18 protein-coding genes and 1 tRNA gene are annotated in these 21,226 nt (G+C 70.3%); 6 read left to right on the top strand and 13 right to left on the bottom strand.

Features of this window, described 5'->3' with window-relative positions:
- Positions 1 to 115: 115 nt before the first annotated feature.
- Complete coding sequence (locus MKK70_RS29095) at positions 116 to 766, top strand: thiamine phosphate synthase (RefSeq protein WP_243951468.1); 651 nt, start codon at positions 116 to 118, stop codon at positions 764 to 766.
- Positions 767 to 798: 32 nt separating this feature from the next.
- Positions 799 to 1,800, top strand: a complete 1,002-nt coding sequence (locus tag MKK70_RS29090) for an SEL1-like repeat protein (protein ID WP_243951466.1) — start codon at positions 799 to 801, stop codon at positions 1,798 to 1,800.
- 24 nt (positions 1,801 to 1,824) lie between these two features.
- Here the strand turns inward: MKK70_RS29090 and MKK70_RS29085 are convergent, their stop codons facing one another.
- From MKK70_RS29085 to glgX, 7 genes are all read right to left on the bottom strand, one after another.
- On the bottom strand, positions 1,825 to 2,247 hold the full coding sequence (locus MKK70_RS29085; protein ID WP_243933366.1) for a DUF779 domain-containing protein: 423 nt from the start codon (positions 2,245 to 2,247) through the stop codon (positions 1,825 to 1,827).
- Between the two features lie 206 nt (positions 2,248 to 2,453).
- Positions 2,454 to 3,977, bottom strand: coding sequence for an aldehyde dehydrogenase (adh, locus tag MKK70_RS29080; RefSeq protein WP_243951464.1), 1,524 nt, complete (start codon positions 3,975 to 3,977; stop codon positions 2,454 to 2,456).
- Between the two features lie 185 nt (positions 3,978 to 4,162).
- Entirely contained in the window at positions 4,163 to 4,483 is a 321-nt protein-coding gene (locus MKK70_RS29075; protein WP_243933891.1) for a plasmid stabilization protein, read from the bottom strand.
- Between the two features lie 50 nt (positions 4,484 to 4,533).
- Positions 4,534 to 6,156 (bottom strand): hybrid sensor histidine kinase/response regulator, encoded by a 1,623-nt coding sequence (locus MKK70_RS29070; RefSeq protein WP_147729412.1) that lies wholly within the window; start codon positions 6,154 to 6,156, stop codon positions 4,534 to 4,536.
- A 307-nt stretch (positions 6,157 to 6,463) separates the two neighbouring features.
- The gene (locus MKK70_RS29065) at positions 6,464 to 8,431 is read right to left on the bottom strand and encodes an AI-2E family transporter (RefSeq protein WP_147860110.1); all 1,968 of its coding nucleotides are present in this window, start codon (positions 8,429 to 8,431) and stop codon (positions 6,464 to 6,466) included.
- Positions 8,432 to 8,618: 187 nt separating this feature from the next.
- Complete coding sequence (locus MKK70_RS29060) at positions 8,619 to 8,996, bottom strand: response regulator (protein ID WP_147728597.1); 378 nt, start codon at positions 8,994 to 8,996, stop codon at positions 8,619 to 8,621.
- Positions 8,997 to 9,137: 141 nt separating this feature from the next.
- Positions 9,138 to 11,408 carry a glycogen debranching protein GlgX gene (gene glgX, locus MKK70_RS29055; protein ID WP_147844239.1) on the bottom strand — a complete coding sequence of 757 codons (2,271 nt, stop codon included), beginning with the start codon at positions 11,406 to 11,408 and terminating at the stop codon, positions 9,138 to 9,140.
- A 307-nt stretch (positions 11,409 to 11,715) separates the two neighbouring features.
- On the opposite strand from glgX, the gene MKK70_RS29050 reads away from it, so the two are divergent.
- The 3 genes from MKK70_RS29050 (at position 11,716) to MKK70_RS29040 (ending at position 14,118) form a co-directional block, all read left to right on the top strand.
- Positions 11,716 to 12,468, top strand: a complete 753-nt coding sequence (locus MKK70_RS29050; RefSeq protein WP_243951462.1) for an SHOCT domain-containing protein — start codon at positions 11,716 to 11,718, stop codon at positions 12,466 to 12,468.
- A gap of 52 nt (positions 12,469 to 12,520) precedes the next feature.
- Positions 12,521 to 13,588, top strand: a complete 1,068-nt coding sequence (locus MKK70_RS29045; RefSeq protein WP_243951460.1) for a spore photoproduct lyase family protein — start codon at positions 12,521 to 12,523, stop codon at positions 13,586 to 13,588.
- 65 nt (positions 13,589 to 13,653) lie between these two features.
- The gene (locus MKK70_RS29040; RefSeq protein WP_147726082.1) at positions 13,654 to 14,118 is read left to right on the top strand and encodes a nucleoside deaminase; all 465 of its coding nucleotides are present in this window, start codon (positions 13,654 to 13,656) and stop codon (positions 14,116 to 14,118) included.
- Positions 14,119 to 14,142: 24 nt separating this feature from the next.
- On the opposite strand, the gene MKK70_RS29035 is transcribed toward MKK70_RS29040, so the two are convergent.
- The 3 genes from MKK70_RS29035 to MKK70_RS29025 all read right to left on the bottom strand — a co-directional run bounded on the left by MKK70_RS29035 (position 14,143) and on the right by MKK70_RS29025 (position 14,854).
- Positions 14,143 to 14,454: an ETC complex I subunit gene (locus tag MKK70_RS29035; RefSeq protein WP_147841429.1), complete on the bottom strand. Its 312-nt coding sequence runs from the start codon at positions 14,452 to 14,454 to the stop codon at positions 14,143 to 14,145.
- Positions 14,455 to 14,482: 28 nt separating this feature from the next.
- Positions 14,483 to 14,559, bottom strand: a tRNA-Pro gene (locus MKK70_RS29030).
- A gap of 61 nt (positions 14,560 to 14,620) precedes the next feature.
- Positions 14,621 to 14,854, bottom strand: a complete 234-nt coding sequence (locus MKK70_RS29025; RefSeq protein ID WP_243951458.1) for a hypothetical protein — start codon at positions 14,852 to 14,854, stop codon at positions 14,621 to 14,623.
- A gap of 260 nt (positions 14,855 to 15,114) precedes the next feature.
- Here MKK70_RS29025 and MKK70_RS29020 point away from each other — a divergent pair, with 260 nt between their 5' ends.
- Complete coding sequence (locus MKK70_RS29020; protein ID WP_243951456.1) at positions 15,115 to 15,819, top strand: glutathione S-transferase N-terminal domain-containing protein; 705 nt, start codon at positions 15,115 to 15,117, stop codon at positions 15,817 to 15,819.
- Positions 15,820 to 15,861: 42 nt separating this feature from the next.
- Here the strand turns inward: MKK70_RS29020 and MKK70_RS29015 are convergent, their stop codons facing one another.
- The 3 genes from MKK70_RS29015 to MKK70_RS29005 all read right to left on the bottom strand — a co-directional run bounded on the left by MKK70_RS29015 (position 15,862) and on the right by MKK70_RS29005 (position 21,136).
- Positions 15,862 to 16,728 (bottom strand): MBL fold metallo-hydrolase, encoded by an 867-nt coding sequence (locus MKK70_RS29015; RefSeq protein WP_243951454.1) that lies wholly within the window; start codon positions 16,726 to 16,728, stop codon positions 15,862 to 15,864.
- 67 nt (positions 16,729 to 16,795) lie between these two features.
- The gene (locus MKK70_RS29010; protein ID WP_243951452.1) at positions 16,796 to 17,806 is read right to left on the bottom strand and encodes an SDR family oxidoreductase; all 1,011 of its coding nucleotides are present in this window, start codon (positions 17,804 to 17,806) and stop codon (positions 16,796 to 16,798) included.
- A 120-nt stretch (positions 17,807 to 17,926) separates the two neighbouring features.
- Positions 17,927 to 21,136, bottom strand: coding sequence for an efflux RND transporter permease subunit (locus MKK70_RS29005; RefSeq protein WP_243951450.1), 3,210 nt, complete (start codon positions 21,134 to 21,136; stop codon positions 17,927 to 17,929).
- Between the last annotated feature and the right edge of the window lie 90 nt (positions 21,137 to 21,226).

Raw genomic sequence — 21,226 nt, 5'->3', positions numbered from 1 at the left:
GAATGACGAGCGGGCCTGCCAAGGTCTGCGCAGGACGTCGGGATCGATCGCCTTCGCAGCCCCTGAAACGTCCCTCTCCGCTTCCCCGACGCGCTGCGCGGCGGTATCAGGGCGCATGACCGACGCACCCCGCCTCACCCTGCTGACGCCGCATCGCGTCGGGCCCGAGCATGTCGACGCGCTGCTGCCCGCGCTCGAGCGCGCCTGCGGCGCCGGCGACGTGGCCGCGGTGATCCTGCGGCTGGCGCCGGCCGACGAGCGCAGCCTGATCGCCCTGGTCAAGCGCGTCGCCCCCGCCGTGCAGGCGGCTGGGGCGGCCCTGGTCGTCGCCGCGGCGGGCTTCCCGGGCGACCTCGTCAGCGTCTCGGCCCGCGGCGGCGCCGACGGCATCCACGTCGACAAGCCCGAGGACGGCACGCTGCAGGAGCTGCGCGGGCGCCTGCGCGACGGCCGGATCCTCGGCGTCGGCGGGATCGAGACCCGGCACGCGGCGATGGATGCGGGCGAGGCGGGCATCGACTACTTGATGTTCGGCGGCCTCTACCCGGACGGCGTCGCCGCCGAACCCGAGGCGGTGCGTGAGCGCACCGCGTGGTGGGCCGAGATCTTCGAGACCCCCTGCATCGGCGTCGCCTGCGCCGAGACCGAGATCGCCGGGCTCGCGGCCACCGGCGCCGAGTTCGTCGGGCTGGAGAGCGGCCTGTGGATGGACGATCCCGCACGCATCGCGACGCTGCAGACGTCGCTGTCGGAGGTCGCCTCGTGAGGCGATTCCGCGCCCTCGGATTCGCACTGCTCATGGCCGGGGGGGCCGTCTCCGCCGGCGGCCCCGCCGTCGCGTCCCCCGGCACGGTCGAGCCGGCCAAGACGCCGGGCACCGATCCGGTGAAGCCGCCGATGCGCGAGCTGCCGACCCCCTACACCATCGGCTATTCCGGCGGCGCCCGACCGCCGCCGACCGACCGCACGCCGGACTTCGCCTACGGCGCCTATCAGCGCGGGCAGTACGTGACCGCGTTCCGGGAGGCGACGAAGCGGATCGAGGCCGACCGCAAGGACGCGGCGGCGATGACGCTGCTCGGCGAGTTGTACAACCAGGGCCTCGGCATCAAGCCGGATCCGGTGAAGGCCGCCGACTGGTACCGCCTCGCCGCGGCGCAGGGCGAGCCCGGGGCGATGTCCTCGCTCGGGCTGATGTCCCTCGACGGGCGCGGCGTGCCCAAGGACCCGAAGGCCGGCCGGCGCTGGCTGGAGCAGGCGGCCGAGCACGGCTCGCCGACCGCGGCCTACAACTTCGCGCTGCTGCTGCTCGGCAGCGGCAGCGAGGCCGACCTGGCGCGGGCGGCGACGATGTTCCGCAAGGCCGCCGACGGCGAGATCGGCCCGGCCCAGCACGATCTCGGGGTGCTCTACCTGCAGGGCCGCGGCGTGCCGCAGGACGCGACCAAGGCGGCCGAGCTGTTCCGGCGGGCGGCCGACAACGGCGACCTCGCCGGGGAGGTCGAGTTCGCGATCCTGCTGTTCAACGGCAAGGGCCTTCCAAAGGACGAGGGACGCGCCGCCCGCTACTTCCTGCACGCGGCCGCCCGCGGCAACGCCATCGCCCAGAACCGCGTCGCACGGCTCTACGCCACCGGGCGCGGCGTGCCGAAGAACCCGGTCGAGGCCGCGGCCTGGAACCTCACGGCGGCCGGCCAGGGGCTGTCGGATGCCTGGCTCGACCAGGCGCTCGCCGGGCTCACCGCCGACGAGCGCACCCGCGCCGAAAGGCTGGCCGGCGACCGGTCCGAGGCGCGCTGAGCCCGCGCGGACCGGCGGCGGCGCTCAGAGCTTGCAGGCGCCGTCGAGGGCCGCGTTCTCGGCTGCGGTGAACAGGCGCGAGCGGATGTGGAAGCGCTTCTCGCGGCCGTTCTCGAGGGAGAACATGCCGCCGCGCCCGGGCACCACGTCGAGCATGATGTGGGTGTGCTTCCAGACCGCGAATTGCGGGCGGCTGATGTAGAAGTCCGCGCCGCCGACCTGGCCGAGATGGACGTCGCCGTCGCCGGTGATGAAGTCGCCGACGCCGTAGCACATCGGCGAGGAGCCGTCGCAGCATCCGCCCGACTGGTGGAACATCACTGGGCCGTGCTCGGCCCGCAGCTCCGCGATCAGCTCGAGGGCGGCGGGCGTCGCGGTGACCCGCAACGGGGTGCCGTCGACGCCGGCCTGCTCGGCGGTGGTCTCGGTCGTCGCGGTCTCCGTCATGCGTCGCTCCCGTTCGCCGTGATCGCCCGGCTCGATCCTATGTGGATCGCGCCGCGCCGAAATGCAGGGGGCCCGCGCCGGGCGGCGATCGGCACCGGCAAAAAGCCCCGGCCGTTGCGGGCCGGGGCAAGGTCGTCTCGGGCGACGTCGTCTTGCGGTCGAGACCGAAGCCCCGGCCTTGGCGGCCGGGGCGGTTTCTCGCAGGCCTAGAAGAAGCCGAGCTTCTTGGCCGAGTAGCTCACCAGCATGTTCTTGGTCTGCTGGTAGTGATCGAGCATCATGCGATGGTTCTCGCGGCCGATGCCGGACTGCTTGTAGCCGCCGAAGGCCGCGTGGGCCGGGTAGGCGTGGTAGCAGTTGGTCCAGACGCGGCCGGCCTGGATCGAGCGGCCGAAGCGGTAGGCGCGGGTGCCGTCGCGGGTCCACACGCCGGCGCCGAGGCCGTAGAGCGTGTCGTTGGCGATGGCGAGCGCGTCGGCGTCGTCCTTGAAGGTCGTCACCGAGAGCACCGGCCCGAAGATCTCCTCCTGGAAGATCCGCATCTTGTTGTGGCCCTGGAGCACCGTCGGCTGCACGTAGAAGCCGTCGGCCAGGTCGCCGTCCTTCACGTTGCGCGCGCCGCCGGTGAGCACCTGCGCGCCCTCCTGCCGGCCGATGTCGATGTACGAGAGGATCTTCTCCATCTGCTCGGACGAGGCCTGCGCGCCGATCATCGTCGTGGGATCGAGGGGCGAGCCCTGGGTGATCGCCTCGACGCGCTTGACCGCGCGCTCCATGAACCGGTCGTAGATCGACTCGTGCACGAGCGCGCGGCTCGGGCAGGTGCAGACCTCGCCCTGGTTGAGGGCGAACATGGTGAAGCCTTCGAGCGCCTTGTCGAAGAAATCGTCGTCCTCGTTGGCCACGTCCGCGAAGAAGATGTTCGGCGACTTGCCGCCGAGCTCCAGCGTCACCGGGATCAGGTTCTGCGAGGCGTACTGCATGATCAGCCGGCCCGTCGTCGTCTCGCCGGTGAAGGCGATCTTGGCGATGCGGGGCGAGGAGGCGAGCGGCTTGCCGCATTCCAGGCCGAAGCCGTTGATGACGTTGAGCGTGCCCGGCGGCAGCAGGTCGGCGATCAGCTCCAGCACCACGAGGATCGAGGCCGGGGTCTGCTCGGCCGGCTTCAGCACGATGCAGTTGCCGGCGGCGAGCGCCGGGGCGACCTTCCACACCGCCATCAGGATCGGGAAGTTCCACGGGATGATCTGGCCGACGACGCCCAGCGGCTCGTGGAAGTGGTAGGCGACCGTGTCGTGGTCGATCTCGGAGATGCCGCCTTCCTGGGCGCGGATGCAGCCGGCGAAGTAGCGGAAGTGGTCGATGGCGAGCGGGATGTCGGCGTTCACCGTCTCGCGGATCGGCTTGCCGTTGTCCCAGGTCTCGGCCAGCGCGATCAGGTCGAGGTTCTCCTCCATCCGGTCGGCGATCTTGTTGAGGATGCGGGCGCGCTCGCCGGCCGAGGTGCGGCCCCAGGCCTCCTTGGCGGCGTGGGCGGCGTCGAGCGCCTTCTCCACGTCCTGCGCGTCCGAGCGGGCGACCTCGCAGATGACCCGGCCGGTGATCGGCGAGGTGTTCTCGAAGTAGCGGCCGTTCGCCGGCGCGACCCACTGCCCGCCGATGAAGTTGTCGTAGCGGGCCGAGAACGGCGACTTGGTCTTGGCGTCGGCCAAGAATTCCGGCTTGTTCATGGTGCTGTTCCTCCGTGCGGTTCCGGCATGGCGTGCCGGCCTTTTTCGGCTTCTCGCTGGCCGATCGCAGCCAAAGCCAGATGGGAGGCCTTGGCAAGTTGGACTTTTGGCCAACCAGGTCCGCGAGCGCTCGGCGGAGGGTAGCCGGATCGCCGCCGTTTGGCGACCGCCGCCGGCAGCAGGGGTCAGCCGCCGCGATTCGCCTTGCGGGTGGCGGCCGCCTTCCTGGCGGAGGCGGAGCGCTCTTCCGGCGTGCGCGCGGCCGAGGCCTTGCCGCCCGCCTTGCCGCCCTTCTCCCCGCCCGCATGCGCCGCCGGGTGGCCGGTGGCCTTGCCCCGGCCGGAGCCGCCGGGCTTCTTGCCGCCGCCGTCGTCCTTGTTGACCGTCGCCCAGGCGCGGGCCTCGGCCTCCTCCTCGGGCACGCCGCGCTTCTCGTACGAGTCGGCGATGTGCTCGGCCTTCCGCACCTGCTTGTCGGTGTACTTGCCCTTGTCGCCCTGCGGCATGATCGACCTCGCGTCTCCGCCCGATTCACCCGTCCGCCGGCGCAGCGTCCTCAGCCGGTCCCGGTCGGCCCGTCTAGGACGGCGCGCACGCGACGGATCAGGTCCGTGCGGCGGTAGGGCTTGTTCAACACGTCGAACTCGGATCCCCCCGCGTCGGTTCGCTCCAGGCTCGCCTCGGCGTAGCCGGTGGTGAGCAGCACCTTGAGCCGCGGCTGCCGGCGCCGCGCCTCGCGGGCGAGCATCACCCCGTTCATGCCGCCGGGCATGATCAGGTCGGTGAAGATCATGTCGATGCGGTCGTTGCCGTCGAGGATCTCCAGGGCTTCGCGCCCGTTCCCGGCCATCAGCGTGACGTAGCCGAAGTCGCGCAGGATCGTCCGGGCGAGCTCGGCCACGTCCTCGCGGTCGTCGACGATCAGGATGGTCTCGGTGCCCTGGCGCTCGATGGCGCGGGCCGCCGGCTTCGGCGCCTCCTTCACCCCGGTCTCGGTCACCGGGAACGACAGGCGCACGGTGGTGCCCTCCCCCTGGACCGATTCGATCTGGGCCGCGCCGCCCGACTGCTTGGCGAAGCCGTAGACCATCGAGAGGCCGAGCCCGGTACCCTTGCCCTCCTCCTTGGTGGTGAAGAACGGGTCCATCACCCGCGCCAGCACCGAGGGCGGCATGCCGGTGCCGGTGTCGGTGATCGAGACCCGGACGTAGCGGCCGGCGCGCAAGGGGCCGGTCCCGGTGATGTCGCGCTCGGACACGTCGAGGTTCTCGGTGACGATGCGGATGCGGCCGCCCTCCGGCATCGCGTCGCGGGCGTTGATCATCACGTTGAGCAGCGCGACCTCGGCCTGGGTCGGGTCGACCCGGCAGTTCCACAGGTCCGGCGCCGGGTCGTAGTCGACGGTGATCGCTTCGCCGACGGAGCGGGCGACCATGTCGCGCATGCCCTCGATCAGGGCGTTGAGGTTGACCGCGCGGCCTTCCAGCCGCTGCTTGCGCGAGAAGGCGAGGAGCTGCTGCGTCAGCGTCGTGGCGCGCTGCGCGGCCTGGCGGATGTTGTCGGCGGCACGCCCGAGGCGACCCTTGTCGGCATCCGGCTTCTCGAGCCCGGCGCTTAGGATGTCGACGTAGCCGACGATGACCTGGAGCAAGTTGTTGAAATCGTGCGCGATGCCGCCGGTGAGCTGGCCGAGCGCCTCCATCTTCTGGGCCTGGCCCAGGGCCTCCTCGGCGTCGCGGCGGCGCGACACGTCGAGCTGCGAGGCGAAGAAGTACAGCAGCTCCCCCGCGGTGTCGTAGAGCGGCGAGACGAACAGCGCGTTCCAGAAAGTCGAGCCGTCCTTGCGGTAGTTCAGGATCTCGGTGCTGTATTCGCGCCGCTCGTCGATCGCCGCGCGCACCTGCGCGACCGCCTCGCGGTCGGTCTCCGGTCCCTGCAGGAAGCGGCAGTTGCGGCCGACGATCTCCTCGCGGCTGTAGCCGGACATCGCGATGAAGGCGTTGTTGGCGAAGATGATCGGGTTGTCAGACTGGCGCGGGTCCGTCACCGTCATCGGCATGCGGGTCGTCTCGACGGCCGCGAAGAAGATCTCGTTGCGCGGGTCCGACATGGCGGAGACGGACCCGGTGCCGACACGGGTGGTGCGGCCGGTCGGCGGTGTCTCGGGCGTCTGGGTCATGTCGACGGGGTCTCATCCTTCGGCATCGGTCGGCCGCTCCATCGCTTCGTTCGACGCCGGCGAGCCGCTGCCCCTGCGCAAACGCGTTCTGGCGCACGATCCGGATCGACGCCACCGCGATAACGCCAGGGGGCACCCGGGCGATCCCGGCATTCTGGCGAAGGTCAGGCCCGCGCCGAAGCCGAAAGCGCGGATGCCGCCCGTCGAGCCGGTCTCGCGCATCGGCGAAGGCGTGATCCGCGGTCCTCGCGGGCGAGCCGTCGCGCCGGCCGGTGCACGACGTCGCCCACATCGTCGACCGCCGCCGCTACTCGGCGGCCTGCGGCAAGCGGGGCTCGGATCGCGCGGCCGGATGCGCCGGCGCCGCCGCCGGCATGCGCGAGACCGCGATGGCGTTCTCGATCGCATCGTTGAGCGTCGTGACCAGGAAGTCGGCCGAGGTCGCCCGGCGCAGGCGATCGAGGGTGGCGGGATCGCGCTCGCCCCAGAACCCGACGAGGACGCTGACGCCCGGCACCGCGGCGCGCGCCTGCCGCACGGTGAAGCGGATCTGCGACAGGCTCACCGGCTCGAGATAGGAGAAGCAGATCATCGCCAGACTGCCGACATCCTTCGGCCGCGCGCCGGCGCGGATCGCGGACATCGCGATCACCTCGGAGCGCAGGCCGTGGCGGTCGAGGGTCTGGCTCAGCATCAGCGTCGCCGCCTCGTCGAACGGGCCGCGGCTCGAGACGCAGAGCACCGGCACCGCGCCGCGCCAGGCCGGCGCAAGGTCCGACGGCTTGAGCACGACGGCGGCGACCTTGCGGTCCGGCCCTGCCGCGGCGACGGCGGCGGCGGCCTCGGAGCTCCCGGTGCGGGCCTTGCCCCTGCCGGGGCGCCGGGCCACCGGCGTGGTGCCGAGCCGCGCGACCACGGTGCGGATCGCGGCGCCGACCTCGCCCTGGCGCTCCCGGTCGAGCGTCCCGCGCGACAGGTCCTCCTGCGCCAGCCTGAGGCCGGCGAGCACGACCTCGTCGTAGTAGGTGACGAGCGCCCGCTCCTTGAGGAACTGCCGGCCCTGGTCGATCGCCTCGGCCGGATCGTTGGCGAGCATGCGCTGGTAGAAGATCTCCGGCGGATCGAGCGCCGGCTGGTCGCCGAGCAGCACGTCGAGATACCAGAGCCGGTCGACGTGGCGGCCGAGCACGACGAGGCAGACGGTGAGCGGGGTGGCGAGCACGAGGCCGATCGGCCCCCACAGGAAGGTCCAGATGGTCGCCGAGAGGATGACCGCGATCGGCGAGAGCCCGGTGGAGTGCCCGTAGAGCAGCGGCTCGATCACGTGGCCGGCGATCGGCTCAACCACCAGGAACAGGGCCGCGGTGGCGATCACCATGGTCCAGCCCGGATCGACCGAGGCCGCCAGCACCAGCGGCAGCAGGGCGCTGATCGCGGCGCCGATATAGGGCACGAAGCGCAGGATCGCCGCGAGCACCCCGAACAAGGTCGGGCTCGGCACGCCGATCAGCCACAGCCCGACGCCGATCACCACGCCGAAGGCGACGTTGAGGGCGAGCTGCGCCAGGAAGAACCGGCTGAGGCGGCGCGCCGCGTCGTCGATCGCCGCGGTGGTGCGGCGCAGGTCGCCCGAGCCGCCGGCCAGCCGGATCATCCGGTTCCGCAGATCCTCGCGCTGGAGCAGGATGAAGATCGTGAAGATCAGGATCAGGCCGGTGGTGGCCAGCGGGTGCAGGATCGGCCCGGCGAAGGTCTGGAGGTTCTCGACGAAGCCGGCCCGCGCCGCGCGGATCTCGACGGTGAGCGGATGCCCGGCGGTGCCCGGATCGCCCTTCAGCTCGGGCGGCGGCGGCGGCGACAGGGTCGCGCTCAGGTCTTGGAACACGTCGACGATTCGCGACAGCGTGCCGGTGTCGGCGGTCGCCCCGCGCAGAGACTTGATCTTGTCCTGCATCACCAGGGAATAGCGCGGCAGGTCGGACACGAGCTGGCCGCCCTCGCGCGCGATCAGGGTTCCGATCCCGAACAGCGCGCCGAACACCACCACGACGACGAGCAGCACCGCCGGCACCCGCGGCACGCGGATATGCCCGAGCAGGCGCACCGCCGGCACCAGGACGAAGCTCAGCAGGATCGCGAGCGTCACCGGCACGAGGATGTCGCGCCCGAAATACAGCGCCGCCATCACCGCGACGACGAGGAGGAACGAGGCCAGCGCGACGAAGACCGGCAGGCCGTTCTTGAGGCGCTGCGCGGTGACGGGATCGTCGCTCATGGGATTACGCTCCGGTTACGCTGAAGTCCGCCGCCGCCTCTTCCCTCCCCCCTGCGGGAGAGGGTGGCCCGCGAAGCGGGTCGGGAGAAGGGAGCGCGTTGTCCGGAGAGGTCGCTCCCCTCTCCCGACCCTCGCCGACGCGAGGCCCACCCTCCCCCGCTCCAGGGGGAGGGAAGAATGGCCCGCCTCAGGCCGACGCCGTCTCGCCCAAAGCCGCGCTGATCTGGCTGAGCAGCTTCGAGAAATCGACGGGCTTCGGGTGGTAGTCGTCGCAGCCGGCCTGGATCGCCTTGTCGCGGTCGCCCGACATGGCGTGGGCGGTGAGCGCGATGATCGGGATGCCGCGGGTGTCGCTGCCGGACTTCAGCGCGCGCGCCGCCGACCAGCCGTCGAGGATCGGCAGGTTCATGTCGAGCAGGATCACGTCGGGGCGCCCCGAGCGCGCCTGCTGCACCCCGGCCTCGCCGTCATGGGCCAGGATCACCTCGTACCCGCGACGCTTGAGCCGGCGGGACAGGAAATCCCAGATCTCCTCGTGATCTTCGACCAGCAGTATCTTGGGCATGGATGATGGATCCCTCGACGCATGACCGTCAGACGCGTCACCGCCGCGCGTCGATACCCAACGCACGGCGGCCCGCGATCGTCCGATTTTTGTATTCAGCCCCTCGTGGCAGATCGTCAGCCCGAGGGGAAGACGCCGAAATCAGCGATCGGATTCGTCGAGGTGGAAGTGGACCTCGTGGATGTTGGCCCGCTCGAAGGCCTGCATCACGTGCTGGTAGGACCGCTCCATCTCCGTCACCGCGTCGCCGGGCGTGTCGTCCGGCTTCAGCACGAACATCAGCATCGAGCGGCCGGTGACGTCGTAGCGCTCGCCCGAGGCGAAGCTCGCGATCTCCTGGCTGTCGGGCAGGTTGGTGTCGAGCAGGCGCGTCCAGGCCGATCCGCCAACCGACTCCGGCAGGGTGAACTGCACGAGGTCGTGGTAGGCGTTGTACATGATGAGCAGGGTGGCATCGCCGCCGCGGCGGTGAACGCCGGTCGCCTGGGCCCGCCCGTCGAGCAGCACCGCGAGCGAACGCGCGCCACCGTCGGTCCAGTTCTCGGACCCCATCTCGGCCCCGTCTGGGCGCAGCCAGGTCACGTCCTTGACGCCGAACTCCTCGTCGTACCGGCCCGTGAGGAAGCGGCCGCGGCTCAGGATCGGCAGCGCGTTGCGCAGCAGGATCAGGCGTTGGGTGAACTCGGCGAGATCGCGCTCCTCGGCGCCGATCGCCCCCCAGTCGATCCACGACACCTCGTTGTCCTGGCAGTAGGCGTTGTTGTTGCCCTTCTGCGTTCGCGCGAACTCGTCGCCGGCCAGCAGCATCGGCGTGCCGTGCGACAGGAACAGGGTCGCCAGCATGTTGCGCATCTGGCGCAGGCGCACGGCGCGGATCGCTGGGTCGTCGGTCGGTCCCTCGACGCCGTAATTGTACGAGAGGTTGTGAGAATGGCCGTCGCGGTTGTTCTCGCCGTTGGCCTCGTTGTGCTTGTCGTTGTAGGCGACCGTGTCGTGCAGGGTGAAGCCGTCATGCGCGGTGAGGAAGTTCACCGAGGCCCAGGGCTTGCGCCCGCGCTTGTTGAACTTGTCGGCCGAGCCGGTGATGCGGTTGGCGAGATCGGGCAGCAGACCCTCGTCGCCCTTCCAGTAGCCGCGGACGTCGTCGCGGAAGCGGTCGTTCCACTCGGCCCAGCCCGGCGGGAAGCCGCCGACCTGGTAGCCGCCCGGGCCGCAATCCCACGGCTCGGCGATGAGCTTCACGTCGTTCAGCACCGGGTCCTGGCGGCAGGCGTCGAGGAAGCCGCCGCCCTCGTCGAAGCCGTGCGGCTCGCGGCCCAGGATGGTGGCGAGGTCGAAGCGGAAGCCGTCGACGCGCATCTCGGTCGCCCAGTAGCGCAGGCTGTCCATGACGAGCTGCAGCACGCGCGGATGCGAGAGGTTGAAGGTGTTCCCGGTGCCGGTGTCGTTGATGTAGTAGCGCTCCTGCCCCGGCAGCAGCCGGTAGTAGGAGGCGTTGTCGATCCCCTTGAACGACAGGGTCGGGCCCTTCTCGTTGCCCTCAGCGGTGTGGTTGTAGACTACGTCGAGGATCACCTCGAGGCCGGCGCCGTGCAGGCGCGCGACCATCTCCTTGAACTCGGAGAAGGCGAAGTCCGGCACCGCCGCGTAGCGCCGCGCGGGGGTGAAGAACGAGATCGTGTTGTAGCCCCAGTAATTGACCAGGTTCTTTTCCTGCAGGTAGTCGTCCTGCACGAAGGCATGGACCGGCAGCAGCTCCACCGCGGTGACGCCGAGGCTCTTGATGTAGTCGAGCACGTCGGGGTTGCCGAGGCCCGCATAGGTGCCGCGCAGGCGCTCGGACACCCGCGGATGGTTCTTGGTCAGGCCCTTCACGTGGGCCTCGTAGATGATGGTCTTCTCCCAGGGGATGTTCGGCTTGCGGTAGGCGCCCCAGGTGAAGGCCGGGTCGATGACCTGGCTGCGACGGGTGAACGGCGCGCTGTCGCGCTCGTCGAAGGTCAGGTCGTCGCCGGTCTCCATCTGGTAGCCGAACAGGGCCGGGTTCCAGGTGATCGAGCCGACGAGCCCCTTGGCGTAGGGGTCGATCAGCAGCTTGTTGTGGTTGAAGCGGTGCCCGGCTTTGGGCTCGTAGGGGCCGTGGACGCGGTAGCCGTAGATCGTGCCGGGGCGCGCGTCGGGCAGGTACCCGTGCCAGACCTCGTCGGTGTATTCGGGCAGCGCGATCCGCTCGATCTCCTTCTCGCCGGACTCGTCGAACAGGCAGAGCTCGACCTTGGTCGCATGGGCGGAGAAGACGGCGAAGTTCACGCCGAGGCCGTCCCAGGTCGCGCCGCGGGGATAGGGCTTGCCTTCCTGGATGCGCGAACGAACGGGACGGGTCGAGGCTGCGTAGCGGTTATGGTCGGCCATGTTCACTCCGGCGGCCGGGGCCGCATCACGACGACCGCTGCCTGACGCTCGGCAGCGGGGCCCCCGGGCCATTTTGTGAACGTGCGTCCGTGGGCGAAGCTCCGCCGTGCGCGAAATTTTTGCAGCGCAGCGAGGGGTGCCGAAGGTTCGGGCGGAAACCGTTCGCGGGCCTGGCATTTTTGCGCAGCCCGGGTTCTTCCACCGCTCCGCCGACCGCGGCATAGTGCGGGCTCGCCCCGGGCACGAGGCCCGGCACACGCGGCCCCCAGCAGCGCCTCGGCGCATCGCGTCCCCCGGAGCAGCCCGCATGACCCTTGAGGCACACAACGACGAGGGCCCCGACCACGCCTCCGGGCTGCAGATCGTGGCGGATCGCCACGGCGTCAGCCTCGAAGCGGTGCGCCATCTGATGCGGGCGCTGGAGGCCGGCAACGGCACGATGGCGCAGTTCGACCACCCGGAGCTCGGCGGCATGGGCCAGTGGTTCTCCGGCGGCATGGTCATGGTCGGGCGGATGTTCGACGCGGAGCTGAAAGCCCGCGTCGCCGGCCTCTGCGCCGAGCTGGCCGACGCCCTGCCCCCGGGCGGCTGGAGCGGGAGCGGCCGGGCCGCGGGCGGCCGCGGCGGCGGCGAGTGGTGGCCGGCGGGCCTCGGCCGGCCGTCGAGCGCGGGCGCCCAGAACGGCCTGCGCTATGCCTACTTCCCGGAGACGCGGCGCCTGGCGATCGAGTCCGACGCCGGGGTCGCGCTCTACGACACCGGCGAGCACCAGATCTCGGGGGTCTCCCAGTCCGACGGCGCCCTGCGCTTCATCGGGCCGCAGGGCAGCATCGCCCTCGATACGCTGCGCCGCCTCGCGCCGGACGCGCCGACGCCCGCGCGCGACGCTTCTCCCGCTTCGGCCCCCGCCCCCGCTTCCGCTCCTGCTACGGCGCCGGACTCGTCGGGCGACGGGGACGTGTTCACGAAGATTGAGCGGCTCGCCGAGCTTCACGGCCGCGGGGTGCTGACCGAGGCCGAGTTCGCCGAGAAGAAGGCCGACCTGCTCTCGCGGCTCTGAGCCGGCGCCCCATATCGCAGGGGCGGCCGCGTTCCGGGCCGCCGGACCCCGCATGGCCTCGATCGGCGACCTCCTCGACATCTCCACGATCTATCACGAGCCCGCGGTGGAGACGTTTCCGCGCGGGCGCGAGATCCTGGCGCGCTACCCGGACGCGACGCGCATCCCGGTGCCCTCGCACTGGAACATCCCGGCGCTCCACGGTAACGAGGGCTCGGTCGAGGACTGGGTCCGGATCAAGCGCTCGACGCTGGTGCTCGGGGTGAAGAAGGGGCTGACGATGCGGCCCAACGGCCGCAGCGCCCACTTCATCGCGCCCTCGACCTCGAACGGCTGCGCCATGGCCTGCGCCTACTGCTACGTGCCGCGGCGCAAGGGGTTTTCCAACCCGATCTCGCTGTTCGTGAACGTCGAGGCCGCCTGCGCGGCGATCGCGCGGCATGCCCGGAAGCAGGGCGCGCTGCCGGAGCCCGACACCATCGATCCCGCCGCCTGGGTCTACGACATCGGCGAGAACGGCGACCTCTCGGTCGACGCGGCGATCTGCGACAACGTCCGCGACCTCGTCGCGCTGTTCCGCACCCTGCCCAACGCCAAGGGCTCGTTCGCGACCAAGGCGGTGAACCGCGACCTGCTCGCCTACGACCCGCAGGGGCGCACCCGCATCCGATTCTCGCTGATGCCGGCACGGATCGCCAAGGTGGTCGACGTGCGCACGACGCCGATCGCGGAGCGGATCGCGGCGATCGACGACTTCGTGGCCGCGGGCTACGAGGTCCACGTCAACTTCTCGCCGGTCATCCTCTACGAGGGCTGGGAGGCGGATTGGCGGGCCTTGTTCACCGAGATCGACGGCACGCTGTCGGACGCCGCCAAGGCCCAGCTCAAGTGCGAGATCATCCTGCTGACCCACAATGCCGGCCTGCACGCGGTCAATCTCGGCTGGCATCCGCGCGCCGAGGAGCTGCTGTGGCGGCCCGACATCCAGGAGGCCAAGGTCTCCGAAGGCGGCGGCGCCAACGTCCGCTACCGCGCCGGCTGGAAGGGCCGCTGGCTCACGCGCTTCAAGGCGGTGCTCGCGGAGACGATGCCGTACTGCACCGTGCGCTACGCGTTCTGAGCGGCCGGATCGAACCGTTCTCCGCCCCTGGGCGTTCCCGACCGCATCCGGGAGGACCGACCATCATGAGCGATCACGCACGGTACCTGAGCGAGGCGGTGCAGTTGGCCGCCGACAACGTCTGCGACGGCGGCACGCCCTACGGCGCCGTCCTGGTGCGCGGCGACGAGGTCCTGGCCCGGGTCGCCAACAACGTCCACACCACCAACGACCCGACCGGGCATGCCGAGATGGTGGCGCTGCGCGAGGCGAGCCGGCGCCTCAACAGCCGCGACCTGTCCGGCAGCGTGATGTACGCCAGCGGCCAGCCCTGCCCGATGTGCCACGCCGCGATGCGGCTGTCGGGCATCCGCGAGGGCTACTTCGCCAACGCCGCCGCCACGGCCGGCGAGTTCGGGCTGCTCGGCGCCGAGATCTACGCCGAGCTGTGCCGCCCGCTCGACGCGCAGCCGATGCGGCTGAAGCACCTCGACGTGCCGGACGCGACCGCGCCCTACGCGGCCTGGAAGGCGCGCAAGGACGAGGCCTGAGCCGATCGGCTCGGCGCGTCCCGGTCAGTGCGTCCAGGGCGCCGTGCGGTTGAACTTGAAATTGTCGGAGTAGGACAGCCCCTTGCGCGGGGGGGCCGTCTTCGGCTCCTCGACGCGGTAGGCGATGCCGGCCTTCTTGGCGTAGGCGACCGCATCCTCGAGGGACTCGAACTTGAGGTGGACCTGCTGCAGCATGTCGCCCGAGCCGGTCCAGCCCATCAGCGGGTCGGTCTCGCGCGGCGCGGTCTGGTCGAACTCGAGGTGCCAGACCTTGGTCCGGGCCGTCCCCGACTGGGACGCGTCCTTCGACGGCTGGAAGATGCGGGCGCTCGACATGGCCTTCAGACACCGCTCCGGAAATCGATGGTCGGGGCGATAGGATTCGAACCTACGACCCCCTGGTCCCAAACCAGGTGCGCTACCAGACTGCGCTACACCCCGACATGCCATCGGTCTTACGGGGTCGCCGGGGCGCGGGCAAGGTTCGATCGGTGTCGCGGCCCTAGACGCGGATGTCGAGGACCGTCCGCTCCATCGCGTCGGACGCGCGCAGGACCGCCGCGTTGGCCGCGAAGGCGGCCTTGTCCTCGATCAGCTGGACGGCCGTGCTCGACAGGTCGACCTGGGCCGCGCTCGGAAGGCTCGTCCCGATCTCGGCCACGCGCGTGGCGGTCGACTCGAACCTCTGCAACGCGGCAGCAAGGCCGGCACTGCTGATCGACGTCGCGCTGATCATGACCCGCCTCCCCGATGACGCGACTCAAACCATGGCGGGCCTGAAGGAAACGGCCAAGGATTGCCGCGCATTTGATCGATGGCGGCGTGAAGACGAAGATACGATTGCGAAAGGCCGACGGCCAACGTGGTCCCTGCGGTATGACCGATGCGCAGGCGGTCCCAGAGGCGCCCCGTGCCGAACGCCGCTTGATCCGCGGCGCATCCGACCCACCTGCGGCATCGAGGGCGCGACGGTCCACGTCACCTGAGGATGTTTCGATGATCGATCTCTACTACTGGCCAACCCCGAACGGCCACAAGGTGACGATGTTCCTCGAGGAGGTCGGCCTCCCCTACACGATCAAGCCGGTCAACATCGGCAAGGGCGAGCAGTTCGATCCCAGCTTCCTGAAGATCGCGCCGAACAACCGCATGCCGGCGATCGTCGACCACGCGCCGGCCGACGGCGGCGCGCCGATCACGCTGTTCGAGTCGGGCGCGATCCTGCTCTACCTCGCCGAGAAGACCGGACGGTTCCTGGCCACGGACCTCCGCAGCCGGCAGGAGGCGCTGCAATGGCTGTTCTGGCAGATGGGGGGCCTCGGCCCGATGCTCGGCCAGAACCACCACTTCTCGCAATACGCCCCCGAGAAGATCCCCTACGCGATCAACCGCTACGTCAACGAGACCAACCGGCTCTACGGCGTCCTCGACCGACGGCTCGCCGACCGCGACTTCGTCGCCGGCGATTACGGCATCGCCGACATGGCGGCCTATCCCTGGATCGTCCCGTGGGAGAAGCAGGGCCAGACCCTCGACGATCACCCGAACCTGAAGCGCTGGTTCCACGCCATCGCCGAGCGCCCGGCCACCAAGGCCGCCTACGCCCGCGCTCCGGAGGTCAACCCCGACCACGGCAAGACCATGAGCGAGGACGCCAAGAAGGTGATGTTCGGGCAGACGGCGGGGAACACCAAGCGCTGACGCGCACCTCCCTCCCCCCTTTGCGGGGGGAGGGAGGCGGCGTTACCGCCGCAGGCCGTCCAACCGCACCGGCGCCGCGTGCGGCCGCGTCGCCAGCATCTCGTCGATCAGCGCCAGGACCTCGGCACGCCCGCAATTGGCGGCGGGCTCGAACGGGGTCCAGGTCTGGGTGAAGTCGAGGCGGGCGAACACGTCGCGGTAATGCCGAAGCTCGTTCGTCGTCAGCGGCACGCCGCGCACGAAGGCCTTGTGCGCCGAGATCGTCACGGCGCGGCGGAAATCCTCCGGGTCCAGCTCGAACTTCAAAGCGTCGCCGCAGAAGCAGATCTTCCGCCGGCGATCGAACAGCACGGCGTGGCCGTCGAAGTGGCCGGCGGTGCGGTGGAGCTCGAGGCCCGGCAGCGGCTCGAGGAAGTCGTCGTAGGGCCACGAGACCTGCAGCGCGGCGCTCCAGGCGAAGTCGGCGGCGGGCAGGCACAGCTCCGGGTCGAACCGGTCCTGCAGCTGCACCAGCGCCCCGTAGGCGTGCGGGTGCGAGGCCGAGAGCACCTGCATGCCGCCCAAAGCGGCGATGTGATCGAGCGCCGCCTCGCTGAAGACCGGGCAGCCCTCGAAGCCCATGTTGCCGGCCTCCGTGCAGATCAGGTAGCTCGACGGGCCGATGCCCGAGACCGGCTCGTTCCAGAACCGCCAGACGCCCGGCTCAAGCTCCTGCCAATGGCAGGGAAAGCGCGCCTGCGCCTCGCGCTTCGTCCAGAAGCGCCAGCCGTCCTGCGGCACGACGTGGCGGGCGTCGAGGCACATCGGGCAGGCCGGCGGGGTCTCGAAGTGGCGCTGCCAGAAGCCGCAATTGTCGCAAACGTAGGCCGGCAGATCGAGGGCGCCGGCAAAGGGCAGGTATCCGGGCACGCGTCGCCTCGTGGCAGTGGGGATGGTGCGGGGTTCCTATCAGGCGCCCCGCCGGAACGGGAGCCCGTCAGGGCCGCGGCAGCAGCCGCCGCGGGGAACGCGCCACCGCCGCGGCGCTCGCGAGCCCCGCCAGGGCGATTCCGGCCAGGCCCGCCATCAGCAGGTCGCGCTCCCGGCTGGTCCAGAACGCGGAACGGGTGCGCTTGGTCCGGGCGCCGAAGCGCCCGTCGATGCCGACGTCGCCCGGCACCGGGGCGTCGAGGTTGCCGGCCCGGTACGGCAGGTCCTCGTCGGCCATCTGCTTGGGCCACATCTCGGCGGCCTTCCGGTCGGCATAGCCCGGGACCAGGGCCTGGGCCGCCGCCATCATCACCGTGCTGCGGCCGACCCAGACCTCGCGGCGCGGATGCTCGGCGGCGTAGACGATCGCCTCGGCGCAAAGGCGCGAATCGTAGACCGGGTCCGGCGCATTCTGGTCGCGGCCGGTCCGGTTGCGGGTCCAGCGGTACTGCGGGGTGTTCACCGCCGGCAGGTAGATCACGCTGAGCGAGACCGCGGACTTGTCGTGGAGCAGCTCGCAGCGCAGCGAGTCGGTGAAGCCCGAGACGGCGAACTTCGCCGCGCAGTACGGCGCCTGCAGCGCCGCGGCGCGGTAGCCCAGCCCGGACGAGACCTGGATGATCGCCCCGCGGTCGCGCGGCTTCATGAAGCGCAGGGCGGCGAGCGTGCCGTAGACCTGGCTGAGATAGGTCGTCTCGGTGACGCGGCGGTACTCGGCCGGCGTGATCCGGTCGGCCCGGCTCACCACCGTCGACATCGCATTGTTGACCCAGGCGCGGACCGGCCCGAGCTCGGCTTCGATCCGGGCGGCGGCGGCGTCGACCGCCTCGGCATCCGACACGTCGGCCGAGATCGTCAGCACCGGGCGGCCGTAAGCCGCGAGGGCGGCGGCGGTCGCGCGCAGCCGGCCTTCATCGCGGGCGATCACCGCCACCGACCAGCCGCGGGACGCGAACAGGTGGGCAGTGGCCAGGCCGATCCCGGCGGTGCCCCCTGTGACGACTGCGACCCGTGCCATGCGCGACTTCCCCCGACGTACCGCAGCGACAAGCGGTTGCGGCGCAAACGGTTGCGGCCCGCAGGCCGTGCCCAATGGACACGCCCTGCGGGCCGCGAAGGTCGCCGGCGCCGGGCCGGATCAGGAATGCGCGGGCGCCGCGTGCGCCGGGGCGCCGCCGTGGCCGTCGTCGGTGGTCTTGCCGCGCTTCTTGCCCACCCAGATCACGATGTTCCGGATCATCACGTAGAAGACCGGCGTCAGGAACAGGCCGAAGAAGGTCGCGCCGATCATCCCGAAGAACACCGCGGTGCCCAGCGCCTGGCGCATCTCGGCGCCGGGGCCGGTGGCGATCACCAGCGGCAGCACGCCGAGGATGAAGGCGAAGGCGGTCATCAGGATCGGGCGCAGGCGCAGGCGGCAGGCCTGGATCGCGGCGGCGACGGGGCCCTTGTGCTCCGCCTCCTCGATGTCGTGGGCGAACTCGACGATCAGGATGGCGTTCTTCGCCGCGAGACCGATCAGCACGATCAGGCCGATCTGGGTCAGGATGTTGTTGTCCTGCCCGCGCAGCTGCACGCCGAACAAGGCGGCCAGCACCCCGGTCGGCACCACCATCAGGATCGAGATCGGCAGCGCCCAGCTCTCGTACTGCGCGGCGAGCACCAGGAACACCAGCAGGATGCCCAGCGCGAACACGTAGACCGCCGTGTTGCCGGTGGCCTTCTGCTGGTAGGCGATCTCGGTCCAGTCGTAGGCGTAGCCCTCGGGCAGCGCCTTGGCGGCGATCTCCTCCATGGCGGTGAGCGCCTGTCCGGTCGAGACGCCGGGCTTGGCCACGCCCTGCACCGGTACCGAGTAGTACAGGTTGAACCGCTGCACGATCTGCGGGCCGGCGACGGTGCGCAGCGAGGCCAGGGTCCCCAGCGGCACCAGCGCGCCGGTGGAGGAGCGGACCTTGATCTGCGAGATGTCCTGCTGCGAGGTCCGGTAGGCGGCATCGGATTGCAGGCGCACCTGGTAGATGCGGCCGAGCGTGTTGAAGTCGTTGACGTAGGCACCGCCCAGGTCCGCCTGCACCGAGGCGAAGACGTTGGCCAGCGGCACGTTCAGCATCCGCGCGATCGTGCGGTCGATGTCGAGGTAGAGCTGCGGCGTGTCGTTGCCGAAGGTGGTGAACACCCGCTGCACGTCGCTGCTCTGGTTGGCCTGGCCGATCAGCTCGCCGGCGGCGGCCAGCAGCGGCCCGGTCTCCGAGGATTGCCGGCTCTCGACCTGCATCTTGAAGCCGCCGCCGTTGCCGAGGCCGCGCACCGGCGGCGGCGGGATGACGATGACCCGCGCCTCCTGGATGTTGGCGGTGGCCTTCAGCACCTCGCCTGTAATCACCGCCGCGCTGCGCCCGTGGGTGGCGCGCTCCTTGGCGCCGGCCAGCGTGATGAACATCACGCCGGAGTTGGTGGTGTTGGTGAAGGTCGCGCCGTCGAAGCCGGCGATGATGACGGTGTTGGTCACGCCGTCGATCTTGCGCGCTTCCGCCGCCGCCCGGTTCACCGTCTCGGTGGTGCGGTCGAGCGAGGCGCCGGCCGGCAGCTGGACCACGCCGATGAGGTAGCCCTGGTCCTGGTCGGGGATGAAGCCCGTCGGCGTCGTCTGCACGAGGTGGATCGTGCCGAAGATGACGAAGCCGTAGAACACCATCACGGCGACGATGCCGACGCTGTAGCCGGTGAGCAGGCCGACGACCCGGGCGTAGCCGTTCGAGAGCGCCTCGAAGCCGCGGTTGAACAGGTCCGCGAGCCAGGCGATGAACCGCGTCAGGAAGAACTTCGGCTGCTTGCGCGCGTGGTGGGGCACCAGGAGCAGCTTGCAGAGCGCCGGCGACAGGGTCAGCGAGTTGAAGGCGGAGATGATCGTCGAGGCGGCGATCGTCAGCGCGAACTGCTTGTAGAACTGGCCCGAGATGCCGGGGATGAAGGCGGTCGGGATGAACACCGCGGCCAGCACCAGCGCGATGGCGACGACGGCCGAGCCGACCTCGTCCATGGTCTTGTGCGCGGCCTCGCCCGGCGACAGCCCCTCCTCCATGTTGCGCTCGACGTTCTCGACCACGACGATCGCGTCGTCGACGACGATGCCGATGGCGAGCACCAGCCCGAACAGGGTGAGGTTGTTCAGCGAGAACCCGAAGGCCGACATCGCCGCGAAGGTGCCGACGAGCGAGACGGGGATCGCGATCACCGGGATCAGCGCCGTGCGCCAGCTTTGGAGGAAGACCAGGATCACGATCACCACGAGGCCGACGGCCTCGAACAGGGTCTTGTAGACCTCCTGGATCGACTCCTCGATGAACTCGGTCGGGTTGTAGGCGATGCGGTACTCGACGTCGGGCGGGAAGTTCTTCTTCAGGTTCTCCATCACCTTCTTGACGGAGGCCGCGGCGTCGAGCGCGTTGGTGCCCGGGCGCTGGAACGCGCCGATGCCCACCGCCGGCGTCGCGTTCAGGAAGGAGTTAGTGGTGTAGTCCTTCTGGCCCATCTCGGTGCGGGCGACGTCCTTCACCCGCACCAGGCGGCCGTTGGTCGCCTTCACGATGACGTCGGCGAACTCCTCCGGCGTCTGGAATCGTCCCTGCGACTGCACCACGAGCTGGAACGCCTCGCCGGTCTGGGCGGGCGGCGCGTTGAGCGCGCCGGCGGCGACCTGCACGTTCTGCTCCTGCAGCGCCGTGGTCACGTCGGTGGTGGAGAGCCCGTAGGCGGCGAGCTTGTTCGGGTCGAGCCAGATGCGCTCGGCGTACTCGTTGCCGCCGAAGATCGTGATGTCGCCGACGCCGTCCAGGCGCAGCATCTCGTCACGGATGTTCAGGTAGATGTAGTTGGCCAGGTAGTTCTGGTCGTAGGTCTTGTTCGGCGAGAGCAGGTGCACGACCAGCATCAGGTCGGGCGAGGCCTTGCGCACGGTGACGCCGAGGTTCCGCACGTCCGGCGGCAGGCGCGGCTGCGCCACCGAGAGCCGGTTCTGCACCAGCACGTTGGCGATATCGAGGTTGGTGCCGACCTTGAAGGTGACGGTCAGCAGCATGTTGCCGTCGTTGGTCGACAGCGACGTCATGTAGAGCATGTTGTCGACGCCGTTCACCTCCTGCTCGATCGGCGTCGCGATCGTCGCGGCCACCGTCTCGGCGTTGGCGCCGGGGAAGCTCGCGCGCACGGTGACCGTGGGCGGGACGATCTCGGGGTATTGCGAGACCGGCAAGCTCTCGTAGGCGACGAAGCCGAGGAGCAGGAAGATGATCGACGTGACCGACGCGAAGATCGGCCGATCGACGAAGAAGTGGGCAAAACGCATCGGTCAAACCTCTGGGTCGCCGCCCCTCGCGGAGCCGGCGACCGGCGTCGTCGATGGCGCCGCACCGGTCGGGACCGGTGCCGCTCGTAC

This window comes from Methylobacterium sp. E-041 (genome assembly GCF_022829665.1).
Classification (GTDB): Bacteria; Pseudomonadota; Alphaproteobacteria; order Rhizobiales; family Beijerinckiaceae; genus Methylobacterium.
The sequence above is the reverse complement of the archived record's forward strand: the minus strand, read 5'-3'. Positions and strand labels throughout refer to the sequence as shown.

Bases quoted from the DNA above. Each gene is read 5' to 3' on its own strand.
- MKK70_RS29095 (WP_243951468.1), top strand. From the start codon at position 116: ATGACCGACGCACCCCGCCTCACCCTGCTGACGCCGCATCGCGTCGGG.
- MKK70_RS29090 (WP_243951466.1), top strand. From the start codon at position 799: ATGGCCGGGGGGGCCGTCTCCGCCGGCGGCCCCGCCGTCGCGTCCCCC.
- MKK70_RS29085 (WP_243933366.1), bottom strand. From the start codon at position 2,247: ATGACGGAGACCGCGACGACCGAGACCACCGCCGAGCAGGCCGGCGTC.
- adh (WP_243951464.1), bottom strand. From the start codon at position 3,977: ATGAACAAGCCGGAATTCTTGGCCGACGCCAAGACCAAGTCGCCGTTC.
- MKK70_RS29075 (WP_243933891.1), bottom strand. From the start codon at position 4,483: ATGCCGCAGGGCGACAAGGGCAAGTACACCGACAAGCAGGTGCGGAAG.
- MKK70_RS29070 (WP_147729412.1), bottom strand. From the start codon at position 6,156: ATGACCCAGACGCCCGAGACACCGCCGACCGGCCGCACCACCCGTGTC.
- MKK70_RS29065 (WP_147860110.1), bottom strand. From the start codon at position 8,431: ATGAGCGACGATCCCGTCACCGCGCAGCGCCTCAAGAACGGCCTGCCG.
- MKK70_RS29060 (WP_147728597.1), bottom strand. From the start codon at position 8,996: ATGCCCAAGATACTGCTGGTCGAAGATCACGAGGAGATCTGGGATTTC.
- glgX (WP_147844239.1), bottom strand. From the start codon at position 11,408: ATGGCCGACCATAACCGCTACGCAGCCTCGACCCGTCCCGTTCGTTCG.
- MKK70_RS29050 (WP_243951462.1), top strand. From the start codon at position 11,716: ATGACCCTTGAGGCACACAACGACGAGGGCCCCGACCACGCCTCCGGG.
- MKK70_RS29045 (WP_243951460.1), top strand. From the start codon at position 12,521: ATGGCCTCGATCGGCGACCTCCTCGACATCTCCACGATCTATCACGAG.
- MKK70_RS29040 (WP_147726082.1), top strand. From the start codon at position 13,654: ATGAGCGATCACGCACGGTACCTGAGCGAGGCGGTGCAGTTGGCCGCC.
- MKK70_RS29035 (WP_147841429.1), bottom strand. From the start codon at position 14,454: ATGTCGAGCGCCCGCATCTTCCAGCCGTCGAAGGACGCGTCCCAGTCG.
- MKK70_RS29025 (WP_243951458.1), bottom strand. From the start codon at position 14,854: ATGATCAGCGCGACGTCGATCAGCAGTGCCGGCCTTGCTGCCGCGTTG.
- MKK70_RS29020 (WP_243951456.1), top strand. From the start codon at position 15,115: ATGATCGATCTCTACTACTGGCCAACCCCGAACGGCCACAAGGTGACG.
- MKK70_RS29010 (WP_243951452.1), bottom strand. From the start codon at position 17,806: ATGGCACGGGTCGCAGTCGTCACAGGGGGCACCGCCGGGATCGGCCTG.
- MKK70_RS29005 (WP_243951450.1), bottom strand. From the start codon at position 21,136: ATGCGTTTTGCCCACTTCTTCGTCGATCGGCCGATCTTCGCGTCGGTC.